The sequence below is a fragment of the Ferriphaselus amnicola genome (assembly GCF_000974685.2).
Lineage (GTDB): Bacteria > Pseudomonadota > Gammaproteobacteria > Burkholderiales > Gallionellaceae > Ferriphaselus > Ferriphaselus amnicola.
Genome location: NZ_AP018738.1, coordinates 460819 through 480839, shown reverse-complemented (window position 1 = coordinate 480839; position 20021 = coordinate 460819). Strand labels below are relative to the sequence as shown.

Sequence of the window (20021 nt, the reverse complement as noted above, 5' to 3'; positions counted from 1 at the left end):
ACTACTCTCGATCGGGATATGCGCGCTCGCAATGACGCCAACGCCAATCGCTGCTAGCGAAAGAGCCTCGATCCACATCGAGCGCCGCCCCAGCAGCCTAGTGCTGCACACTCGACTATCCAGCGCTTGGCAAACTTGGCACCAAGGTGATTTAGCCAGTGCCCAACGACAATACCTTGATGTACTACACACTGAGCCTCGCAACCGTGACGCTCTGCTCGGCCTCGCCGCCATCGCCCTACAGCAGAATGATGATCGCCTCGCCAGCAACTATTTCGGACGCACATTGGCGCTAGATCCACGCGATCCCATCGCTCACTCAGGATTGACGCTAATAGGCAACGATGAGTCTGCGGAAAGTCCGCTCAAGCTACTACTGGAGCAACACCCCGATAGTGCCGCACTGTATTTCGCCTTAGGTAAGCTGTACGGCGAACAGTCGCGCTGGAGTGAGGCGCGAGATGCCTTCAAGCACGCCCATCGCCTCGCCCCCGACGAAGCCGCACCTTTGCTCGATCTCGCCATTTGCCTCGACCATCTGAATCAGCCGCGTGCGGCGACAGAGAATTACCTGCGCGCCTTGCAATTGGATAAGTCGGGCAACACCTTCAACCACGGGGCCATCACGCTGCGACTCCAGCAACTGAATCCTGAACGCCATGACTCCCACTGAGCCACTAGGGCATTTACTACGGCAACTCGGTCACATCAGCGACGACCAGTTGCACATCGCCATGCAGGAGCAAGGCAAACACCACCAATTGCTAGGCAGTCTGCTCGTACAGCTCGGCTTCGTTTCGGAAAGTATCCTGCGTGACGTGCTGGCAGAAAAACTGGGGCAGGAAAGCGTCGATCTCACTTGCATCGTGATCTCTCCGGCGGCACTACGACTGATCCCACGCGAACTGGCGGTACGCCATCACCTACTGCCACTGGCCGTGAATCTGGACAGCAAGCATCTATCGCTGGCAGTGAGCGACCCCAATGATGTCGTGGCGCTCGACCAGTTGCGCGCCTATCTACATAACGAATTCCGTCTCAGCACGCGCATCGCCAGCCCGTCCGACCTTCAGCGCGCCATCGCACAGCATTACGGCGCAACACATTCCATCGACGGCCTGCTACATGAGATCGAGCCGGAGACCTCGGCGACTCAGACATCGGTCGCAGTCAGTCACGACTCCGCCCAACCGCTCGTGAAGCTGATCGATGCGATGCTCAACGAGGCGGTACAACAAGGAGCTTCCGATATCCATTTCGAGCCGGAAAGCAGTTTTCTGCGCATCCGTTACCGGCTGGATGGCGTGCTGCGCCAGATGCACAACGTCCACCGCAGTTTTTGGCCGACCATGCTGGTGCGACTGAAAGTGATGAGTGGCATGAACATCGCCGAAACGCGCGCGCCGCAGGATGGGCATTTCTCACTGAATTTATCTGGCCGCGCCATCGACTTCCGCGCAGCCACTCACCCCACCCTGCACGGCGAGAATCTGGTGCTGCGCATCCTCGACCGGCAAAAAGGCATCGTGCCACTGGATCAGCTCGACCTAAATGTCGCCGCGCTGACTACCTTGCAGCAGATCATCGCCAAGCCGGAAGGTATCGTGCTGGTCACCGGCCCTACCGGCAGCGGCAAGACCACCACGCTGTACTCCATCCTCAGCCACATCAATCGTGCGTCACTCAACATCATGACGCTGGAAGACCCGGTGGAATACCCCATCGCGCAGATACGCCAGACCTCGCTGAACGAGACCGCCAAACTGGATTTTGCCAATGGCATCCGCTCGATCATGCGGCAAGACCCTGACATCATCTTGGTCGGTGAGATCCGCGACCACGCCACCGCCGAGATGGCCTTCCGCGCCGCCATGACCGGCCATCAGGTGTATGCAACCCTGCACTCCAACTCCGCCATCGGTGCACTTCCGCGCTTGCTCGACCTAGGCATCCTGCCCGACATCCTAACGGGGAATCTGATCGGCATCCTCGCCCAGCGGCTGGTGCGAGTGCTGTGCCCGCATTGCAAACAGCCGTACTCGCCCAATGCTGAAGAAAATCGCTTGCTGGGTTTGCCCGCCGAGCAACAGGCCATCGTGTTTCGTCCGACAGGATGCGAGCATTGCCAGCAACAAGGCTATTCAGGGCGGCGAGCGTTGATGGAATTGCTCAAGCTGGATGGGGAATTGGATGAGCTGATCGCACAGCGCGCCAGCCCGCGCACTATCAAGCGTCTAGCGCAAGAGCATGGCTTTCGCCCACTGGCACAGGATGCCCGCCAGCAAGTTTTGGCAGGCATCACCTCACTCGAAGAGGTGATGCGCGTGGTCGATCTCACCGAACGAGGCGTGTGATGGCGCACTACGCCTACAAAGCGATGGATGCGAACGGCCAACTGAGTCGAGGCTGGCTGGAGGCCGCCGATTTGGGCGAACTGGATCGGCGCTTGCGCGACCTTGGCCTGCAACTCATCCGCGCCCGCCACAACCCACTCAGTTTTCTCCGCCCCAAGGTCAAGCGCAGTGAACTCATCACTTTTTTTCTCACGCTGGAACAGCTCAGCCGCGCCGGTGTGCCGCTATTGGATGCGCTGGGTGGACTGCGTGACAGCGTGGATGGCCCACTGCGCTTAGTCGTGGCAGACGTGCTGGAAGGCGTAACCAACGGCAAACCTCTGTCGCAAGCCTTGGCACGACATACGACCACCTTCGATCCGGTCTGCATCAGTCTGATCCACGCAGGCGAAGAGAGCGGGCGCTTACCTGAGGTGTTCCGCCAACTCGCTGATACGCTGAAATGGCAAGACGAACTCTCAGCTCACACCCGCAACTTGCTGCTCTACCCTACCTTCGTCGCCATCATCGTGGGCGCCATCACCCTGTTCCTGCTGATCTGGCTGGTGCCGCAACTAGCGAGCGTCATCCAAAGCTTCGGCCAAACGTTACCGTTGCAGACTCGCCTTTTGCTGACCGCCTCCGAATGGCTCCGCCAGTTCTGGTTCGTGCCGCCCATTACTCTCGTGGTGCTAGTCGTACTGCTCAGATTTCAGTGGTCACGCCATGCTGATTGGCATGTGCGGTTGGATGCGATGAAGCTGCGCCTATGGCTGCTCGGCGGCATTCTGCGCAAGATCATTCTGGCGCGCTTCGCCAATACCTTCGCCCTGCTCTATGCCGCCGGCATCAGCGTATTGGATTGCCTCGCCCTGTGCCGCGATCTGGCGGGTAATCGCGTCATCGCCAACGGACTGAAGCGCATCGCCGACGAAGTCGAATCCGGCCAAACGCTGACGCAAAGCTTCCAGCACACTGGCCTGTTTCCGCCGCTCGTGTTGCAGATGCTCAAGGTGGGCGAAGCCACCGGCAACTTGGATCAGGCACTGCTCAACGTCAGCTATTTCTACGGACGCGAAGTCCACGATTCCATCCGCCGCCTGCAAACCCTGCTCGAGCCGGCGCTGACGGTGTTCCTCGGTCTGATCCTAGGCTGGGTCATGCTCGCCATGCTGCTGCCCATCTACGACATCATCAGCCAAGTGAACATCCGATGAAACGCAAGACGCTACTTCTACTCACCGACCACCAGCTCACCGCATGGCCATGGACGCCGGAGGGCTGTGCCGCACCGACCCCCTTCAGCACAGTGGCTGAGTTTGACACCTACTTGACGCAGCATCGCCATCCGATCTGGATGCTGGTCGATCTGACCGAGGAAGAGTTCCACTACGAAGGTTTGCCGCACATCAACGATCAGGATCATTACGCCGCCGCGATACAGCGCCTCGCCAGCCACTTTCCCGACACGCCGTTGCGCATGGTGGTGAAGCAGTTCAAGCAGACTCAGATCGGTAAAGATGACGAGATGCTGTATTCGGCGCTGACACAGCCGACGCGCTTGGCGCCTTGGCTGGAGGTCATCGAAGCTCGCCGCATTCCCTTGGCGGGCATCTACTCGGCAGCGCACCTGACCAGCCTCCTAATGAAAGGCAGCGAGTTGGAACGCCAACTATTGGTCACGCTGGACGCCGATGCGGGACTGCGCACCAGCTACTTCTATAAAGGCAGACTGCGCTTCTCGCGCCTAGCTCCCGGTAACAGCCTAACCGAACGAGCGAAAGCGGAAGCCTGGCAGACTCGCCCTTATCTACTCAACCGCCGTCTGCTACCACGCGACCAAGCACTGCCATTGACAGTGCTGTGCCGCGACGACGTCTGGCAGGAGCTGATAACCAGCGCGCCCCCCGATCCCGACTTACCCTTGCTGCATCTGGACATCACCGAGGTCGCACAACGATTGGGGCTCTCGACCCCGTTAGCAAGTTCGGATGCCACGCCACTGTTCCTGCATCTGCTCGCCACCCAAGCGCCCACGCGCCAATATGCTCCCGATCCGCTGACCCTGCGTTTTCGCCAACGCAACACCCGTCGAACCTTGCAGGTGTTAGCCGCTCTGCTCGCTGCCGCCGGGATCCTCTGGGGAGCATCCAATCTGTGGCACGCTCAACGGCAAAATGGCGAGATCGCAACTCTGCGGCAACAGGCGCAGCGCTTGCAGTCTCAGGCAGCCCAGATCGAACAGAGCATCGGCGCGTTACCCTCTTCCGCCGCAGACATCCGAACCACGATCACGCTACTGCAATCACTGGATCAAGCGCCACCGCAGGTCATATTGACCGGCCTCGCGCAAACACTGACCGAATTCCCCGCGCTGCAACTGAATACACTGGAATGGCAGAACGATGCGCGAATTTCGACCCTGATGCTCTATCTGATGACTGAGGCCGAAGCCACCGAACAACTGAGCCAATTTCGAATTACTTTGACGAGTCGCGGCTACCAAGTCACCGAGTTGCAGCGTGGTGATACGACTGCCGTACTGCAACTACGCTGGAATATGGACGGATGATGTCGCGCCTGCCTAGACTTACCGATTTGCGCGGCAGTTTGCTCGCCGTGTCGCTGGCTGTGGTCATCGCAGCTACCAGTGTCGTGCTCAGTCAACGGCAACTTGAACACGCTCGACGACAACTTCAGTCGGCACACCAGCAACTCAGCGCCGCCCACCACGCTCTCGCCACCGCCCGCAACGATGCTCTCGTCTTGCCCGCCTACGCGGCGCTCTATCGCAGCTTACAAGAGAGGCATGTCCTCGGCGAAATCTCCCCGAACTTTGGCATCGTCATCGAACAGCAACGCCCTTTCGCAATCGATATGCACTACAACCTGTCCGCGCCACATCCCTACTCAGCACAAGCAAGCACACCCTTCGAACTGACGCTGCTCCCCGTGAATCTTCAGCTCGAACTGTTACACGAAGGTCGCTTGCTGGACTTACTCGATGGGCTGCGTGCGCATGGCTGGTTCATGCTGGAACGCTGTTCCATTGAGCCTGCCGACGATGCTCTGCATGCCGACTGCTCCGGTGGCTGGCTCACGGTGAAATCCCATGCGAACCATTGAGTGCGTCTGTATCAGTCTCGGCATCTGCATAGCGAGCCACTCGCATGCCCAAGAACTTGGACGCCTGCTCTATACCCCAGAGCAACGCCAACAACTTGAACGAGGCAAAGCGACCACCTCATCCTCGCCCATGCTCAACGGTATCGTACAAAAGCACGGCAGCGGGCGCACGATCTGGCTCGATAACCAAGCCGAACTACACGCCAGCGATGTTCAACCAGACAGTCAGCCTTTCGCACAGTCGGGGCATCCCGCCGTGCGCATTAAGGTCGGCGAACGTGTGCCATGAGGCAGCGTGGCATGGTGCTGATGGTCTTGCTGTGCTGTTTGGTGCTGGGCAGCATGAGCGCACTGCTCGCCACACTCGGTCATGCTGCCCAAGCCAGCCAGCGACAGCAGCGCAGTGCTGCGATGCTCGCTGAGGTCAAACGTGTATTGCTAGGACGCGCGGCTGCGGATGCCAGCCTGCCCGGCAGTTTGCCCTGCCCCGATGCGAATGGGGATGGTAGCGCCGACCTACTTTCCGGCAACGACTGTCCGTATTACATAGGCCGAGTACCGTACAAGACGCTAGGCATCCCCGAGCCTCTGGACGGTGATAACGAGCCCTTGTGGTATGCGCTCTCCCGCAATTTTCGTGACGACAACTCGAACGCCATCAACAGCGACAGGATCGGCGATCTGACCTTGAGCGGCTGGCCTAGCGATAACGCGCTGGCCGCCGTACTGTTCGCCGCCGGTCACGCGCAGTCCGGCCAAAGTCGTTCTGCGAGCAACTCCGCCGCATGCGTGACCACGGGTAGCACACTGGCAGAAACCTTGTGTGCCGCCAACTATCTCGACGCTGGCAACGCGGCACTCAACACCAAGAGCAGCCGCAATCTGAGTTTTCAATCCCTCATCCACGATGCTGACTATAACGATCAAGTCCTACCGATCTCCAGCCAAGAACTGCTAGCACTCACCGCCCAGCGCATCGCCCGCGAGGTCAAAGCCTGCCTCGACAGTTACGCCGCCGTCTCATCGGCACGTTACCCGTGGGCAGCCTCGATCACCGATACTTTGAGTTATCGCGCCACAGTGAGTAAGCACTATGGCCGCATCCCATCCCAGCCGAGACCGCTCAAGGCCGAGATCTCCGATAGCAATGTGAACGCCCTGCTCGATGCGCTAGCCACACTACAATTCGCTCTGGATCGCTACGCCACCAGCAACACCATTGCCAGTCGCAGCGCGCTACAAGCGGCTGGACTCTCGCTAGTAGGCAGTGCCCTCGCCATCAGCACCAGTTCATCGCCCGCCCTTCCCAGCAGCGTTACCACCCTCGCCAACGACACGGGCATCGCCACACAAGCGCTCGCACTCTCACCGCCGAGCAGCACGATCGCCACCGTTCGCGCACTTCTGCAATCCACCATCAACGGTTTGATCGTCAACGGCATACCACTCGACAGCGGCATGTCGATCGGCTGGCCGACCAGTTGTAGCCATGTCGGCAGCAGCTATTGGAACCACTGGCGCAACGAAGTGTTCTATCAAGTCGCCGAAGGGGCTCATCCTGATGGCAGCGGCTGTGTCGCGGGTGCGACCTGCCTGCGCCTCAATGGCGACGGCGAATATCGTGCGATGGTGGTGGTCGGTGGATCAGCGCTGGCAGGACAAACGCCACGCCAACCCAGTGCCGAACCGCCCGTGACTTGGCTGGAGGGCACCAATCTACACACCTCGCCCGCCCTTAGCTTTGAGAGTTACCGTCGCATCGATACGGAAAGTGGGCGGGTCAATGACTTGGTTGTGTGTCTGGATGGGAAGAATTTATGCCGATGAGACCAATTCGCGGCTTCAGCTTGGTCGAGTTATCGATCGTGCTACTCATCGTCGCCCTCCTCGGTGCCAGCTTGCTTCTGCCGCTGGCCGCACAACGGGAGCAACAGCACCTCAACGAGAGCCGCTTAGCCTTGGAAGATATCCGCCATGCGCTACTGGGCCACGCGGTGATCTACGGTTTTCTCCCCTGCCCCAGCACCGTGAGCGATCCGGCCAATAGCAGCTACGGAGTTGCTCCCACCAGTTGCAACAGCGCCCCCAGCACAGAAGGGCGACTGCCGTGGAAGACGCTAGGCGTTACGGAAACCGATGGGTGGGGCAACTACTGGCGCTACCGAGTGGATCGTAACTTCGCCGGTGCGGCCATCACACTCAGCACCAATTTCTCGGCTGACGCTCTGAGCATCCTCGATAGCGCTGGCAACATTCAGACCACCACGACCGAACGCCCACTCGCCATCATCTACTCTGCCGGCCAGAACTCACAGCCAGATGGCCACAATTCGAACTTCGAGCCCAGCAGCGGCATCTACCAGAACGATGATGTGTCACCTGACTTTGACGACCAGCTGATCTGGCTATCCCGCCCGCAACTGTATGAGCGACTGGTCGCAGCGGGGCGCTTACCGTAAAGCCCTAATAACCAAAGCGATGCAGCCCACCAACACGGACTAAGCGCTGACTTGACAGCCGACTCCGACAGAACGGATACGCTCCGCGAACCGTTCCAGATGCGCCAACGACAACGCCGAGAGGCGCGCTGCTTCCGGTTGCAGCGAAGGGCGCGCCAAACCATAGAGCAAGACGCCTTGTGGGCGGATGCCGTCGCTCAACAGGCCGAAAAGAAAGTCCAGATAGGCATCCTCTTCTTCCGCCGCAGGTGCATTCCCATCGCAAGCGAACCAGCAAGTTTGTATCCAAGTCGGGCAAAGTGAGATGGCCGTGCTGAGGTTTTCGCGGACTTTAGTCAGCGTGGTGCGGGTGTCGTTGATGGCGAGCATTCCGGCTTCGTTGGCGCGGTCAAGTTTGAACCAGACTGCGCCATTGCATTCGGCCATGCGCCGCAAGCCTTGCTGCACATTGTCGCGATGGATCAGGCTGCCATTGGTGATGAGCACCAGCTTCTGCTCGGCCAGCCCGAATTCGGTTTTCAACTTACCGACCAACGCGATGACCTCAGCGAATTCCGCTGCACTGGTTGGCTCACCGTTACCGGACAGCGCGATGTCGTTGATACGGCGCATGCCTTCCGGCACACGGCTTGCCATGAAATCGCCGTGCAGCAACTCGTGCAGAAAACCACGCAGTTCCTGTTCCAGCAACGGCAGATCCACCGGTGGTGCGCTACCTAAGCTGAGATTTGGAACTTGGCAATATAGGCAGCGCCAGTTGCAGGCATTGTTGGGATTGAGGTTGATGCCGACCGAAACGCCGCCCGCGCGACGCGAGATGACGGGATAGACGTAACGCAGTCCGGCGCTATCGCGGTCGTGATCGGTAGTGGAAAGCGCTTGCTCGCTCAAGGCTTGATCGGCGGCAGCAGTTTGGACGGGTCGATCGGTTTGCCGAACTTGCGAATTTCAAAGTGTAGCTTCACCTGCTCGGAATCGGAATTACCCATCTCGGCGATCTTGTCGCCCTTGGCCACCTGCTGGCGTTCCTTGACCAGAATCTTGTCGTTGTGGGCGTAAGCGCTGATGTAAGTCTTGTTGTGCTTGATGATGATGAGCTTGCCGTAGCCGCGCAGTCCGCTGCCGCTATACACCACTTTGCCCGCCGCGCTGGCATACACCGGCTGCCCCGCTTTGCCCGCGATGTCCACACCTTTGCGGTTAGCACTTTCCGAGTATTCGCCGATGACCTTGCCGCTGGTCGGTGCCAGCCAAACGAGCTCATCGCCAGAGCCAGAATCCTCGGCCACTGGCGCAGCTTCGGACTTAGGCAAGGTCGCCGCAGGAACGGCGACTACGGGCGGAGTTTCCGGCTTAGCTTCAACCGCAGGCTTGGCGACGCTCACGGGCGCGACTTGGGCAGACTTACTCCAATCCGGCATAGCTTCGAGTTGCGCCAGCGCTTGTTCGGAATACGGCAACTTGATCGCCTTAGGCGAGGTCTTCACCAAGATCTCCGCCGCAACCGGCTTCGTGACCGGTTCGCCCCCCGCTGGCGACTCCTCGCCCGCCTTGGCTAGTGCACCCTTGCCTTCTGGGAACAAGCGTATCTCTTGTCCAATGTTGATCTTGGATGGGTTTTCGATGCCGTTCAGCTCAGCCAATTCGCGGTAATCGAGGCCGTAGTTGAAGGCGATGCTGTACATGGTGTCGCCCTTCTTGACCACATGCACGTTCGGACGCCAGTCGCTAGCGGCAGGGTTGGCTTTTTTCGGCATAACGGAAGACACAGGCGAACTCGGCTTCGCAGCCTCGGTGCGATCGACCACCACCGCACGCTGTTTGCTGCTACCGCAGGCGCTCAACGCCAATGCACTCAACAGAGTCAAAGCGATCAGTCTGATTTTCATACTCACGATTTCCCTGCCAGCAAAGGAACGAACTTCACCGGTTCCAGCGCGGTCTGGCGGAAGCCTTGCTCCTCGCGCTCGATCAAATACAACATCTGTTCCTGCGAGCCGAGCGGCAACACCATGCGCCCGCCCACAGCCAGTTGAGCCAACAGTTCGCGCGGCACATGGGTGGCCGCCGCCGCCATGATGATGGCATCGAAGGGCGCGATCTCCGGCAAACCCATGCCGCCATCGGCATAACGCAAACTGACGTTACGCGCGCCCAGCTCGCGCAGACACAGCACGGCGATGTCATGCAGCGGTTTGATGCGCTCGACCGAAAACACCTCGCGCGCCACTTGTCCCAGCACCGCCGCCTGATAGCCGCGCCCAGTACCGATCTCCAACACGCGATTGAGCGAACGACCGTTGCGTAGCACTTCGATCATGCGCGCCACGATGTAAGGCTGGGAAATGGTCTGGCCGTGACCGATGGGCAGGGAGACATCTTCATACACCCGCGTCGCCAAGGCTTCGTCCACGAACATGTGGCGCGGCACCGAGTTCATCGCGGCTAGCACCACCTCGTCGGTGATGCCCTGCGTGCGCAGACGCTCGATCATACGATTGCGCGTGCGCGCGGAAGTCATCCCTATGCCGCTGTGGCGCACGTTCATGCGACATCCTTTCCAGCATTCATCCAGTGACGCACGGCATCGAGTTGGCTGTAATGCGTCAAATCGATCTGCAACGGCGTGATGGAAGCGAACCCATGCTCGACCGCGAAGAAATCGGTGTCCGGCCCAGCGTCCTGCGCCTGTCCTGCTGCGCCTACCCAGAACATCGCCTCACCGCTCGGACTGTGACATTTGACCGCCGATTCGGCCTGATGGCGCTTGCCCAGCCGGGTCACTTGCATGCCGTGCAGTTGTTCGTAAGGTACATCGGGCACATTGACGTTGAGCAGCCAAGGCACGCTATGCGTATTCAGCTTGACCCGATGCACCAGTTCGACCACCACGCGCGCGGCAGTTTCGTAATGATTCAGCTTGCGCCCACCCACCAGCGACACCGCAATGGACGGCACGCCAAGCAGATAGCCCTCGGTCGCTGCCGCAACTGTGCCGGAATAGATCGTGTCATCGCCCATGTTGGCACCGGCATTGATACCCGAGATCACCATGTCCGGCTTCCTTTCCAGCATCCCGGTCACGGCCAGATGCACGCAGTCGGTCGGCGTGCCATTGACGTAGTTGAAACCATTGAAGGCGCGGCGCAGCACCAGCGGGCGATCCAGCGTCAGCGAGTTGGACGCTCCCGAGCGATTCTGCTCCGGCGCCACCACCGTCACCTCGGCGATCTCGGATAGGAAATCCGCCAGACACTCCAGTCCGGGCGCGAAATAACCGTCGTCGTTGCTAATCAGAATGTGCATCGGAAAAGTGCAGGATTGCCGCTGTTTTTATTGCGCGCCATTGTACACGGTCGCGCGTGCGCCACGGAACTTATGCCGTGCGAACTTGCCGCTCGATCAGCATGGCATCGCCGCGGTAGGCGACCAGAAACAAGGTTGCTGCATAGGCCACTGGTGACGATACAATGCAGAAAATGGTGAATCACTTCGGCGTACCGTGCGCCACGGTCAGCTGGGCAATTAAGCGGGGAGACGGGCGTGAATGTAAGACTTGCCTCCAATTTTTTCTCCTGAGAGGAGGTGCTATGAACAAGCAAAAGATAGTTTACCTGCTAAATTACTTGAGTGACCTTAAGGCGTTCTTATTTGTTTTTGTCATGTGGGTGCTTGGACTGGGCATAACTGCGAAGCTTGATATACCAGCGCCTGTACTGGCATTCAAAATTGTATTTATTATTTGCTTTACAGCATTTCTATTAAGGCTGTTTATTCAGAACGGATGGGGTGGGAGAGTGATGCTTTTAATATTCATCACATTTGTGATACTGGATTTATCTAAAAAGGCTGGCTTGCTATAACCTGAATCCTGAGCAGCAGGGGCAGTTCTTACATCCCAACATTCCCATGCCGGTGTGTATCAGCACGTTCCAAACTCACCGTTCGATCAGCATGGCATCGCCGTAGCTGAAGAAGTGATAGCCCTGCGCCACAGCCTCAAGGTAGGCGGCCAGCAGGTTGTCCATGCCGCCGAAAGCGCACACCAGCATCAGCAAGGTGGAGCGCGGCAGGTGGAAGTTGGTCAGCAGCACGTCCACCACTTGGAACTGGTAGCCGGGGGTGATGAAGATGTTGGTCTCGCGCTCGCCCGCTTGCAATTCGGCCTGAGCCGCTGCGCTTTCCAGCGCACGCAAGCTGGTCGTGCCCACCGCCACCACTCGCCCGCCACGGGCGCGGGTTTCGCGGATGGTGTCCACCGTGGCTTGTGGAATGGAATAGCGTTCGCTGTGCATCACGTGCTCGCTGACGTTTTCGGCACGCACCGGCTTGAACGTGCCCGCGCCCACATGCAGGGTGACGTGGGCGCTGCGCACGCCTTGAGCGCGCAGCTTCGCCAGCATCGCGTCATCGAAATGCAGTCCGGCGGTGGGCGCGGCCACCGCGCCGGGTTCACGGGCGAACACCGTCTGGTAACGCGACTCATCCTCCTCGCCCGCCGCGTGGGTGATGTAGGGAGGCAGTGGCAGCTTGCCATAACGCTCCAACAATTCGTAGGCCGAATCGTCGCTCAAGAAGCGCAAGCAGAAGAACTCGCCCTCGCGCCCCAGCACTTCCACCTCCAATTCGCCTGCCAGTACGATGCGACTGCCCAGCTTGGGCGACTTGCTCGCGCGCACCTGCGCCAATACCTCATGCTCGCCCGTGACCCGTTCCACCAACACCTCCACCTGCCCGCCGCTCGACTTCTGTCCGAACAGCCGCGCCTTGAGCACGCGCGTGTCGTTCAGCACCAGCAAGTCATCGGGACGTAGCAAAGTCGGCAGATCGGCGAACTGCCGATGCGTCAGCGCCGCCCCCGCCACATGCAGCAAACGGCTGCCGCCGCGCTGCGCCGGGGGGTGCTGGGCAATGAGTTCTTCGGGAAGGTGAAAGTCAAACAGGTCGGTGCGCATCACTACAAAGCCAGCGCGAAGCTGGCTGGAAAAAAGTGGCCGTATGTTATCAAATCAAACCGGAAGCCGCCGATGCAAATATCCCTCGCGCGCCGTCATTCATAGTCACGGTCTGTTATCGAGTAACCAGCTTTTGAAATCGGCTTCAGGCAATGGCCGAGCAAAGAAGTAGCCCTGAGCAAAATCACAGCCGCAGGCTTTCAGAATTTGCAATTGCGTGCTTGTTTCCACGCCTTCCGCAATGGTCTTGATGTCTAGCTTATGAGCCATCGCAATGATGGCCTCGGTCAGTGCCAGATCGCTGTTGTCTTGCCCAAGATTGCGGACGAAGGACTGGTCGATCTTCAAGTAGTCGATGTCGAATTTCTTGATGTAGGCTAGGGATGAGAATCCCGTGCCGAAGTCGTCGATGGAAACCTGCACACCCGCATCACGGAATTGGTGCAAGCGGTCTTGGACCACGTTATCGGAATTCAGGATCAGGCCTTCCGTGATCTCTACTGCGACAATTTCCCCCGAAACAGCCTGTGCTTCAAGGAATTTCAAAAAATCGAACTCTTCTGGGTGGCGACTGAACTGAATCGGCGATTTGTTCACGCTGATCTGCACTGCAATACCCAGCTCTTGCTGTATGCGACTCGCCGTAGAAACAGCCTGCTTGAACACCCAATTCCCAATCGAGTGAATCATTCCCGTTTCTTCTGCCAAAGGAATGAACTCGACCGGACTCACCATGCCGAGACGCGGATGCTTCCAGCGTAGCAGGGCCTCTGCCTTGAAGGTACGGCCAGTGGCGATCTCGACGATAGGCTGAAAATACACTTCCAATTCGTTCTTAGCTAAAGCCAGACGCAGGTCGTTGCTAAGCCCCTGACGCTCAAGCACGAACTCCTGCATCGACGGGGTAAAGTAAGAGTATGCGTTGCGACCGCTATCTTTAGCTGCATACATGGCCTGATCAGCACACTTCAGTAGGCCCTCTACATTCTGCGTATCGTTCGGATAGATAGTGATGCCGATGCTGGCCGAGACATAAGCGATGTCCGCCCCCAACTCGAACGACTTCGACAGCTCGTCAATAATGGCGCTGGCTACACGTTCGACACGACTACTCTCGTTCAGATCAGGCAAGATGACGGTGAACTCGTCGCCCCCCAGACGCGCCACGGTATCCGACTCCCTCACACACAGGCTGATACGTCGTGCGGCCTCGATCAGCAACAAATCGCCAGCCTGATGTCCGAGCGTGTCATTGATCTGCTTGAAGCGATCCAAGTCGATAAAGAACAAGGCTAAGGTACTGCCGTTGCGATGTGCTTTGCGGATGTCTTGCTCTAAGCGATCGATGAACAATCGCCGATTAGGCAGCTGGGTCAAGGCATCGATATTGGCCTGATGCCAGATCACCTGGTCAGATTTCTTTTTCTCAGTGATGTCGGAAAACAATGCGATGTAGCGACTGATCTTGCCCGACTTGTCACGGATGGTATTGATCGTCAGTTGTTTGGCGTAGGTCTCACCGTTCTTGCGCTTATCCCAAAGCTCGCCGAACCAAGTGCCCCGTGTTAGCAGCGTCTCCCACATCGCGCGATAGAACGCCTGATCGTGCACTCCTGAACGGAACATACGGGGATTCCTCCCCTTCACCTCGTCCAGCGTGTAACCAGAGATTTTGGAAAATGCCGGATTGACATCGATGATATTGTTGTCTGCATCCGTGACCAGCATCGCTTCGCTACTGGCCTGATACACCAAGCTGGATATCTTCAACGACTCTTCTATACGCTTGCGCTCAGTGATATCACGCGCCACACCCGTAGTACCGATCAACTCCCCATCTTCATTGATAATCGGCGACTTGAATGCCTCAAGCCATATCTCGTTACCATTGCTGACGCTCTTCACCTCCAGCATGAGTTGCTTGCGGGTCGAGATCACTTCCAAATCATCCAAGTGGTAACGGGCCGATAGTTCATTTGGCCACACCTCTGTATCCACCTTACCTATCAATTCATCGATACTTGCCAGACCTGCGGCTTCGGCGAACAAGCGATTCGCCGCGACATAACGCCCCGACATATCCTTCAGCCAGACCATATAAGGCATGTTATCGAGAATCGCTCTGAGCTTGGCCTCGCGGTCGCGCAATTGAGCCTCTGCCTGTTTACGCAGCGTGATGTCCTGCGCGGAGCAGTAGATCATTTGTTGATCGTCGATGACCAGCCGAACGGCGGAGATCTCGGCATCAATGACCTCGCCATTCTTTCGACGCTGCTGAGTTTCAAAGGTAGCGCCTTCCAAGGGAAAGCTGCTGACCTTATCGACAAAATCTTCGAGGGATTTCAGCTCAACATCCCAGCTCAGCACGTTTGCGCCCTTAAGTTCATCAGCCTGGTAGCCCAATAAGCGGCAAAATGAGTCACTGGCCTGAATCAAATAGCCGCGACTATCGAGGATATGTAACCCATCGCTCGCTGCCTTGAGTAACGCAGCATTCTTTTGACTCTCGCTCAACAGCGACATCTCGGTCTGCTTACGCTGCGTGATGTTGGTGTTGATTCCGATGATGCGCAGAGCTTGGCCATGCTCATCGCGCTTAACCACCTTGGCCTTACCCAATACCCATATCCACTCGCCACTCTTATGACGCAACCGATGCTCGAATTCGTAATGAGGTAGCTCACCCTTGAAATGGGCTTCCAGTAAGCGCTTGGCCTCAGGCATATCTGCTGGATGGCAAAGAGATTCCCACACCGAGATATTCTGCGGCAACTCTCCCGGCTGATAGCCCAACATGGCCGACCATTGCAGTGAGGTGAGCAGCTCACCGGTGACGATATCCCAGTCCCATGTCCCCGCCTCGGCGCTTTCCAGCGCCAGCTCAAGCCGTTCCTCGACTTGCAACATGTAGGCTTCCCACTGTTTGTGTTCAGTGATGTCGTGGAACACACACTGGAAGATTGGCTCGCCCCCCGGCAGCTCGACGATCACCACCGAAGCATCGATATCGATGATGCTGCCATCACGTTTGCGATGCTGCGTGATAAACCGATCTCGGCCAGTCTTCATGATCTGGCGTTTATGTTGCTCGACTCGCGCAGGATCTTCCTTAGCCTCGAAATCAGGGACATGCAGCTCGAGCATCTCGGATTCGCTAAAGCCATATTCACGCAAGGCGGCTTGATTGCAACCAATGACCTTCCCTGAAATATCGATCAGCACCACACTATCAGGCAGCTCATCGAACAACAATTGATAGCGTTGGCTCAATGACTGGATGCGTGCGGCATCTTTCACACGGTCGCTAATATCCTCGATCAATGACCACGTGTAATTCACCCCATCGCGCTTTAGCTGGAACCCACTCAAGCGCACCGGCAACAGACTGCCATCTTTACGGATCAGCTGTTTCTCGTAGGGGCCATAACGGCCGGTCTGCCACAGAACATCGAGTTGAAGTATGTCCTGCACTTGGAAGTCAGGGGGTGTCAGCGCCCAGAAATCGCCCTCTTTGAGTTCTTCCTCGCTATAGCCAGTCAGGCGCAGGAACGCCTCGTTGAACTCGATGTACTTCCCATTTGGATCAGTGAGTGTGATGCCCAAAGGCGATAAGGCATACAGCTCACTGAGGATATTTTCTCGCTCGTGGATACCCGCTTCATCATGAACGATGGATGTCACATTGGATACTTCGACAAAGAATCCCTGCACCTCTCCCGCCACCACATCGGGGATATAGTGCACCAGTGAATACCGCTTGATGCCATCCGGTGACGGTATCTCCCGCTCGAACTCTTGGGTTTCGCCACGTAATGCGCCCTGGATATAGGGCAAATTGAATTGATAACGCTCGTGGCCGATGACTTGGATCATGTGCTGCCCAATGACCTGCTCGGGCCTGAGACCGAACCAGTCCATATACGTCTGGTTCGCATAGTGGTTGATCAGATGCTTGTCCCAATAGCCGATCATGGACGGCATGTGGTCGAGGATCTTACGCAGATCGTGATTCTGGATGAAATCCAGCGCCGCATCGTTCGTCTGCGGGGAACGCGCCTTATGTTGCTCGATCTGTGCGAGTAGCCATTGATTCTCGCGCTCTAACTCGCGGAGTCTGCGCTCAAGATCATACGCATCAGTCATTTTCGAAGTTGGGTCAGATGCCTAGCTGCAAGCAGAACCTGAACCCGTAGCCCTTTCAGCTCAATCAATTCAACGCGACCGTGTCAGTATCGGACAAAAACCCCCGCATCCGCAAGCTCAATCAGCCAATAAACGACGCGGGGAATAATTGATCAATTTTCTCGAATTAAGCCACCCAGCCAGCATCACGATCACCATACCACCGAGCACTCCCAGCAAAAAGACGTGTCCGTCTAGCTCATACGGCAGATCGAGCACTTGCCGAGCCAGCACGTAACCTAGCAACTCCGCGCCCGCCGCTGCGAATGCGCCGCTCAGTCCGCCCAGCACAGCGAATTCGGTCAGATGCAGCCGCCGCAGGTAACGACTGTCCGCGCCCAGCGTGCGCAGGATGGCGGCTTGCTGGATGCGCTCGTCCTGCGTCGCCAGTAGCGCGGCGTACAGCACCGACAGTCCGGCCAGCAAAGTGAACAGGAACACCGCGCCCAGCGTCTGCGTGATCTGGTCGATGATGGCGCGCACTTGGGCGAGCACCGCGCCGGTATCGATTACCAGCACATTGGGGAAGCGCTCCAGCAGTGCGACTTCGGCGGCCAATTTGACCGGCGGCAGATGGAAGCTGGTGATGTAACTGGCGGGGAAGTTTTCCAACAAGCCGGGTGCGGCGATGACGAAGAAATTCACCCGCATCGAATCCCACTGCACTCGGCGCAGATTCACCACCTGCGCCTTGAACGACTCGCCCGCCACATCGTAAGTGAGCGTATCGCCGAGGCGGATGTTGAGCGTTTTGGCGATGCCTTCTTCGACGGAGAGTTGGCCACCCGTGGCAGGTGGATTGGTCCACCACGCGCCACTCACCATCTCGCTGCCCACCGGCAATGTGTCGGCCCAAGACAGATTGAATTCGCGCTCGACCAAGCTGCGCGCACGCGGCTCGGGGTAGTCGTCGCCTGTCACCGGACGCTGATTGATCGCCACCAAACGTCCGCGCACCATAGGAAACAAATCCGGTATAGCTAAGCCTTGCTGTACGAACAGCTCACGCAGACCATCGGTTTGATCTGACTGAATGTTGACCAGAAAACGGTTCGGCGCGTCCGGCGGTAGCCGTCCCTGCCAGCTTTGCAGCAAGTCGTCGCGCACCAGCGTCAAACTCAGCAGCGCCATGCCGCCCAGACTCAGCGCCACGATCTGCACCGCATTGCTGCGCCCGTGACGGGCGAGGTTGGCGAAAGCGTGGTGTCCAGCCAGTGGCAATTTCGCCAACCCGCGCAACAGCAGCCAAGCCAGCGCACCAAATCCCAGCAGCCCGACCACCAGCCCGCCCAGCACCGAAAACCCCAGTTTCAGCGAACCGGCCTGCCACAAGAACAGCGCACTCAGCACCGCCGCACCGGAGAGGTAGAGTAAAGTCGTGCTGCCGCTCGGCGCACCGAGTTCACGACGGATGACGCGTAGCGGCGGCACTTGTTTCAACTGCCACAGCGGCAAGAAGGTGAAGCCCAGCAGCAGCGCCATGCCGCTGGCGGAAGCTTGCGCCAAGGGCAAGCCGCCGGGCGCGGGCAAGGCCGCTTCGCGCATCGAAGGAATGGCTTGCACCAGCGCCGCCTGCGCCGCATAACCGAGCAGATTGCCCAACAGCACTGCGCCCAGTCCGAGCAACAGGAATTGCAGCAAAAAGATGCCCAGCACCTGCGACTGACTGGCGCCGAGGCAGCGCATCACCGCGCAGGTATCAAGGTGGCGGGTGATGAAGCGGCGCGCCGCCAGCGCCAACGCGACGCCGGCCAGCACCACAGCGGTGAGCGCGGCCAGCCCAAGGAAATGCTCTGCGCGTTCCAGCGCGATGCGGATCTCGGGGCGTGCATCGCGCACATCCTCCAGCTTCTCGCCTACGCCCAGCCGCGTTTCCAACCAAGCGCGCAACGCTGACACCTGCGCCGCGTCACCCGCGAACAGCAGTCGATGACTGATGCGACTGCCTTCCTGCACCAGACCGCTGGCAGGCAAGTCGGCGGCGTTCAGCGTCACGCGCGGCGCAAAACTGGCAAAGCCTACCGACTGATCCACATCGCGCACCACGCGCGCCGAAAGACGCAGATGCAGCGCCCCAACGTCCAACGTATCACCCAGCTGCAAACCTAGACGACGCAGCAAACGCTCGTCCGCCCAAGCCGTGCCGGGCTGGGGAATAATGCTGTCGCTCCCTCTCCCATTGGGAGAGGGCTGGGGTGAGGGCGCAGCCATACCGTTGCCCGCATCAATCACAATATTGCCGCGCAACGGATACCCAGCCTCCACCGCCAGCAATTCGGCCAGCACGCTCTGCTGCCCATGCCTCACCACGCTGGGGAACGTCGCCGTCGCCACCACTCGCAAGCCGCGCCGCAGCGCCTCATCCCGATACGCCGCCGGAATCTCCCGCGTCGAACTCAGCCGCAGATCAGCTCCCAGCAAGGCATGCGCCTCGGACTGCAAAGCCTGCCGTACCCGATCAGCGAACAAACCGACCGTAGCGATGCTGGCCACGGCAAGCACCAGCGCAACCAGCAGCACGCGCCATTCGCCAGCACGAAAGTCACGGCGGAGGAGATTGAGGGAAAGTACTATCATTCGGAGTGCGCCTCCCCTCTCACACTTGTGGGAGAGGGGCTGGGGGAGAGGGTACTACTTTCCACCACCAACCGAATGCGCTCCAACACGGCTTCCATCTCATTCACCAACTGGTTATTCCAAAATCGCAACACCGTAAATCCCTGGCTTTTCAACCACGCATCTCTCACCCGATCGTAGCCAACCTGCTCCATGTGTTGCCCTCCATCGAGCTCAATCACCAGTCTTGCCTCCAAGCACACAAAATCGACCACATAGCGCCCGAGAGGCTTCTGCCGCTTGAACTTCAAGTCCATAAAGCGATGGGCGCGCAGGTGATACCAGAGCCGTTGCTCGGTATCCGTCTGGTTACTGCGTAGTGATTTAGCATTATCCAGCAGACTCATCGC

Annotated in this window: 17 protein-coding genes; 9 read left to right on the top strand and 8 right to left on the bottom strand. The window is 58.4% G+C overall.

Features of this window, described 5'->3' with window-relative positions; genetic code table 11:
• Positions 1 to 31 precede the first annotated feature (31 nt).
• The 8 genes from OYT1_RS02205 to OYT1_RS02175 are packed head-to-tail and all read left to right on the top strand — an operon-like array spanning position 32 to position 7918.
• Positions 32 to 673: a tetratricopeptide repeat protein gene (locus tag OYT1_RS02205; RefSeq protein WP_062625532.1), complete on the top strand. Its 642-nt coding sequence runs from the start codon at positions 32 to 34 to the stop codon at positions 671 to 673.
• Entirely contained in the window at positions 660 to 2354 is a 1695-nt protein-coding gene (locus OYT1_RS02200) for a GspE/PulE family protein (RefSeq protein ID WP_062625533.1), read from the top strand. The genes OYT1_RS02205 and OYT1_RS02200 overlap by 14 nt, the downstream gene beginning before the upstream one ends.
• A complete protein-coding gene (locus OYT1_RS02195) occupies positions 2354 to 3550 on the top strand; it encodes a type II secretion system F family protein (protein ID WP_062625534.1) in 1197 nt (398 codons plus the stop codon). Before OYT1_RS02200 ends, OYT1_RS02195 begins: the two co-directional genes overlap by 1 nt.
• On the top strand, positions 3547 to 4905 hold the full coding sequence (locus OYT1_RS02190) for a hypothetical protein (RefSeq protein WP_062625535.1): 1359 nt from the start codon (positions 3547 to 3549) through the stop codon (positions 4903 to 4905). Before OYT1_RS02195 ends, OYT1_RS02190 begins: the two co-directional genes overlap by 4 nt.
• On the top strand, positions 4902 to 5459 hold the full coding sequence (locus tag OYT1_RS02185) for a hypothetical protein (RefSeq protein WP_062625536.1): 558 nt from the start codon (positions 4902 to 4904) through the stop codon (positions 5457 to 5459). Before OYT1_RS02190 ends, OYT1_RS02185 begins: the two co-directional genes overlap by 4 nt.
• On the top strand, positions 5446 to 5748 hold the full coding sequence (locus OYT1_RS13535) for a hypothetical protein (RefSeq protein WP_062625537.1): 303 nt from the start codon (positions 5446 to 5448) through the stop codon (positions 5746 to 5748). Before OYT1_RS02185 ends, OYT1_RS13535 begins: the two co-directional genes overlap by 14 nt.
• A complete protein-coding gene (locus OYT1_RS02180; protein WP_062625538.1) occupies positions 5745 to 7286 on the top strand; it encodes a hypothetical protein in 1542 nt (513 codons plus the stop codon). Before OYT1_RS13535 ends, OYT1_RS02180 begins: the two co-directional genes overlap by 4 nt.
• Positions 7283 to 7918, top strand: a complete 636-nt coding sequence (locus tag OYT1_RS02175) for a PilW family protein (RefSeq protein ID WP_172588497.1) — start codon at positions 7283 to 7285, stop codon at positions 7916 to 7918. Before OYT1_RS02180 ends, OYT1_RS02175 begins: the two co-directional genes overlap by 4 nt.
• Before the next feature lie 39 nt (positions 7919 to 7957).
• Here OYT1_RS02175 and OYT1_RS02170 read toward each other — a convergent pair whose 3' ends face one another.
• From OYT1_RS02170 to surE, 4 genes are read right to left on the bottom strand one after another with little or no spacing between them, the layout of a single operon-like run.
• Positions 7958 to 8809: a radical SAM protein gene (locus tag OYT1_RS02170; RefSeq protein WP_062625540.1), complete on the bottom strand. Its 852-nt coding sequence runs from the start codon at positions 8807 to 8809 to the stop codon at positions 7958 to 7960.
• Positions 8806 to 9807, bottom strand: a complete 1002-nt coding sequence (locus OYT1_RS02165; protein ID WP_062625541.1) for a peptidoglycan DD-metalloendopeptidase family protein — start codon at positions 9805 to 9807, stop codon at positions 8806 to 8808. Before OYT1_RS02165 ends, OYT1_RS02170 begins: the two co-directional genes overlap by 4 nt.
• A gap of 2 nt (positions 9808 to 9809) precedes the next feature.
• Entirely contained in the window at positions 9810 to 10466 is a 657-nt protein-coding gene (locus OYT1_RS02160) for a protein-L-isoaspartate(D-aspartate) O-methyltransferase (protein ID WP_062625542.1), read from the bottom strand.
• Positions 10463 to 11224: a 5'/3'-nucleotidase SurE gene (surE, locus tag OYT1_RS02155; RefSeq protein ID WP_062625543.1), complete on the bottom strand. Its 762-nt coding sequence runs from the start codon at positions 11222 to 11224 to the stop codon at positions 10463 to 10465. The genes OYT1_RS02160 and surE overlap by 4 nt, the downstream gene beginning before the upstream one ends.
• A 284-nt stretch (positions 11225 to 11508) precedes the next feature.
• On the opposite strand from surE, the gene OYT1_RS02150 reads away from it, so the two are divergent.
• The gene (locus tag OYT1_RS02150) at positions 11509 to 11781 is read left to right on the top strand and encodes a hypothetical protein (RefSeq protein WP_145983657.1); all 273 of its coding nucleotides are present in this window, start codon (positions 11509 to 11511) and stop codon (positions 11779 to 11781) included.
• A gap of 75 nt (positions 11782 to 11856) precedes the next feature.
• Here OYT1_RS02150 and queA read toward each other — a convergent pair whose 3' ends face one another.
• From queA to OYT1_RS02130, 4 genes are all read right to left on the bottom strand, one after another.
• Entirely contained in the window at positions 11857 to 12873 is a 1017-nt protein-coding gene (gene queA, locus OYT1_RS02145; protein ID WP_062625545.1) for a tRNA preQ1(34) S-adenosylmethionine ribosyltransferase-isomerase QueA, read from the bottom strand.
• A 105-nt stretch (positions 12874 to 12978) separates the two neighbouring features.
• Positions 12979 to 17016, bottom strand: coding sequence for a PAS domain S-box protein (locus OYT1_RS02140; RefSeq protein WP_062625546.1), 4038 nt, complete (start codon positions 17014 to 17016; stop codon positions 12979 to 12981).
• 117 nt (positions 17017 to 17133) lie between these two features.
• Positions 17134 to 19632, bottom strand: a complete 2499-nt coding sequence (locus tag OYT1_RS02135; RefSeq protein WP_062625547.1) for an ABC transporter permease — start codon at positions 19630 to 19632, stop codon at positions 17134 to 17136.
• Entirely contained in the window at positions 19629 to 20018 is a 390-nt protein-coding gene (locus OYT1_RS02130; RefSeq protein ID WP_062625548.1) for an endonuclease domain-containing protein, read from the bottom strand. Before OYT1_RS02130 ends, OYT1_RS02135 begins: the two co-directional genes overlap by 4 nt.
• Between the last annotated feature and the right edge of the window lie 3 nt (positions 20019 to 20021).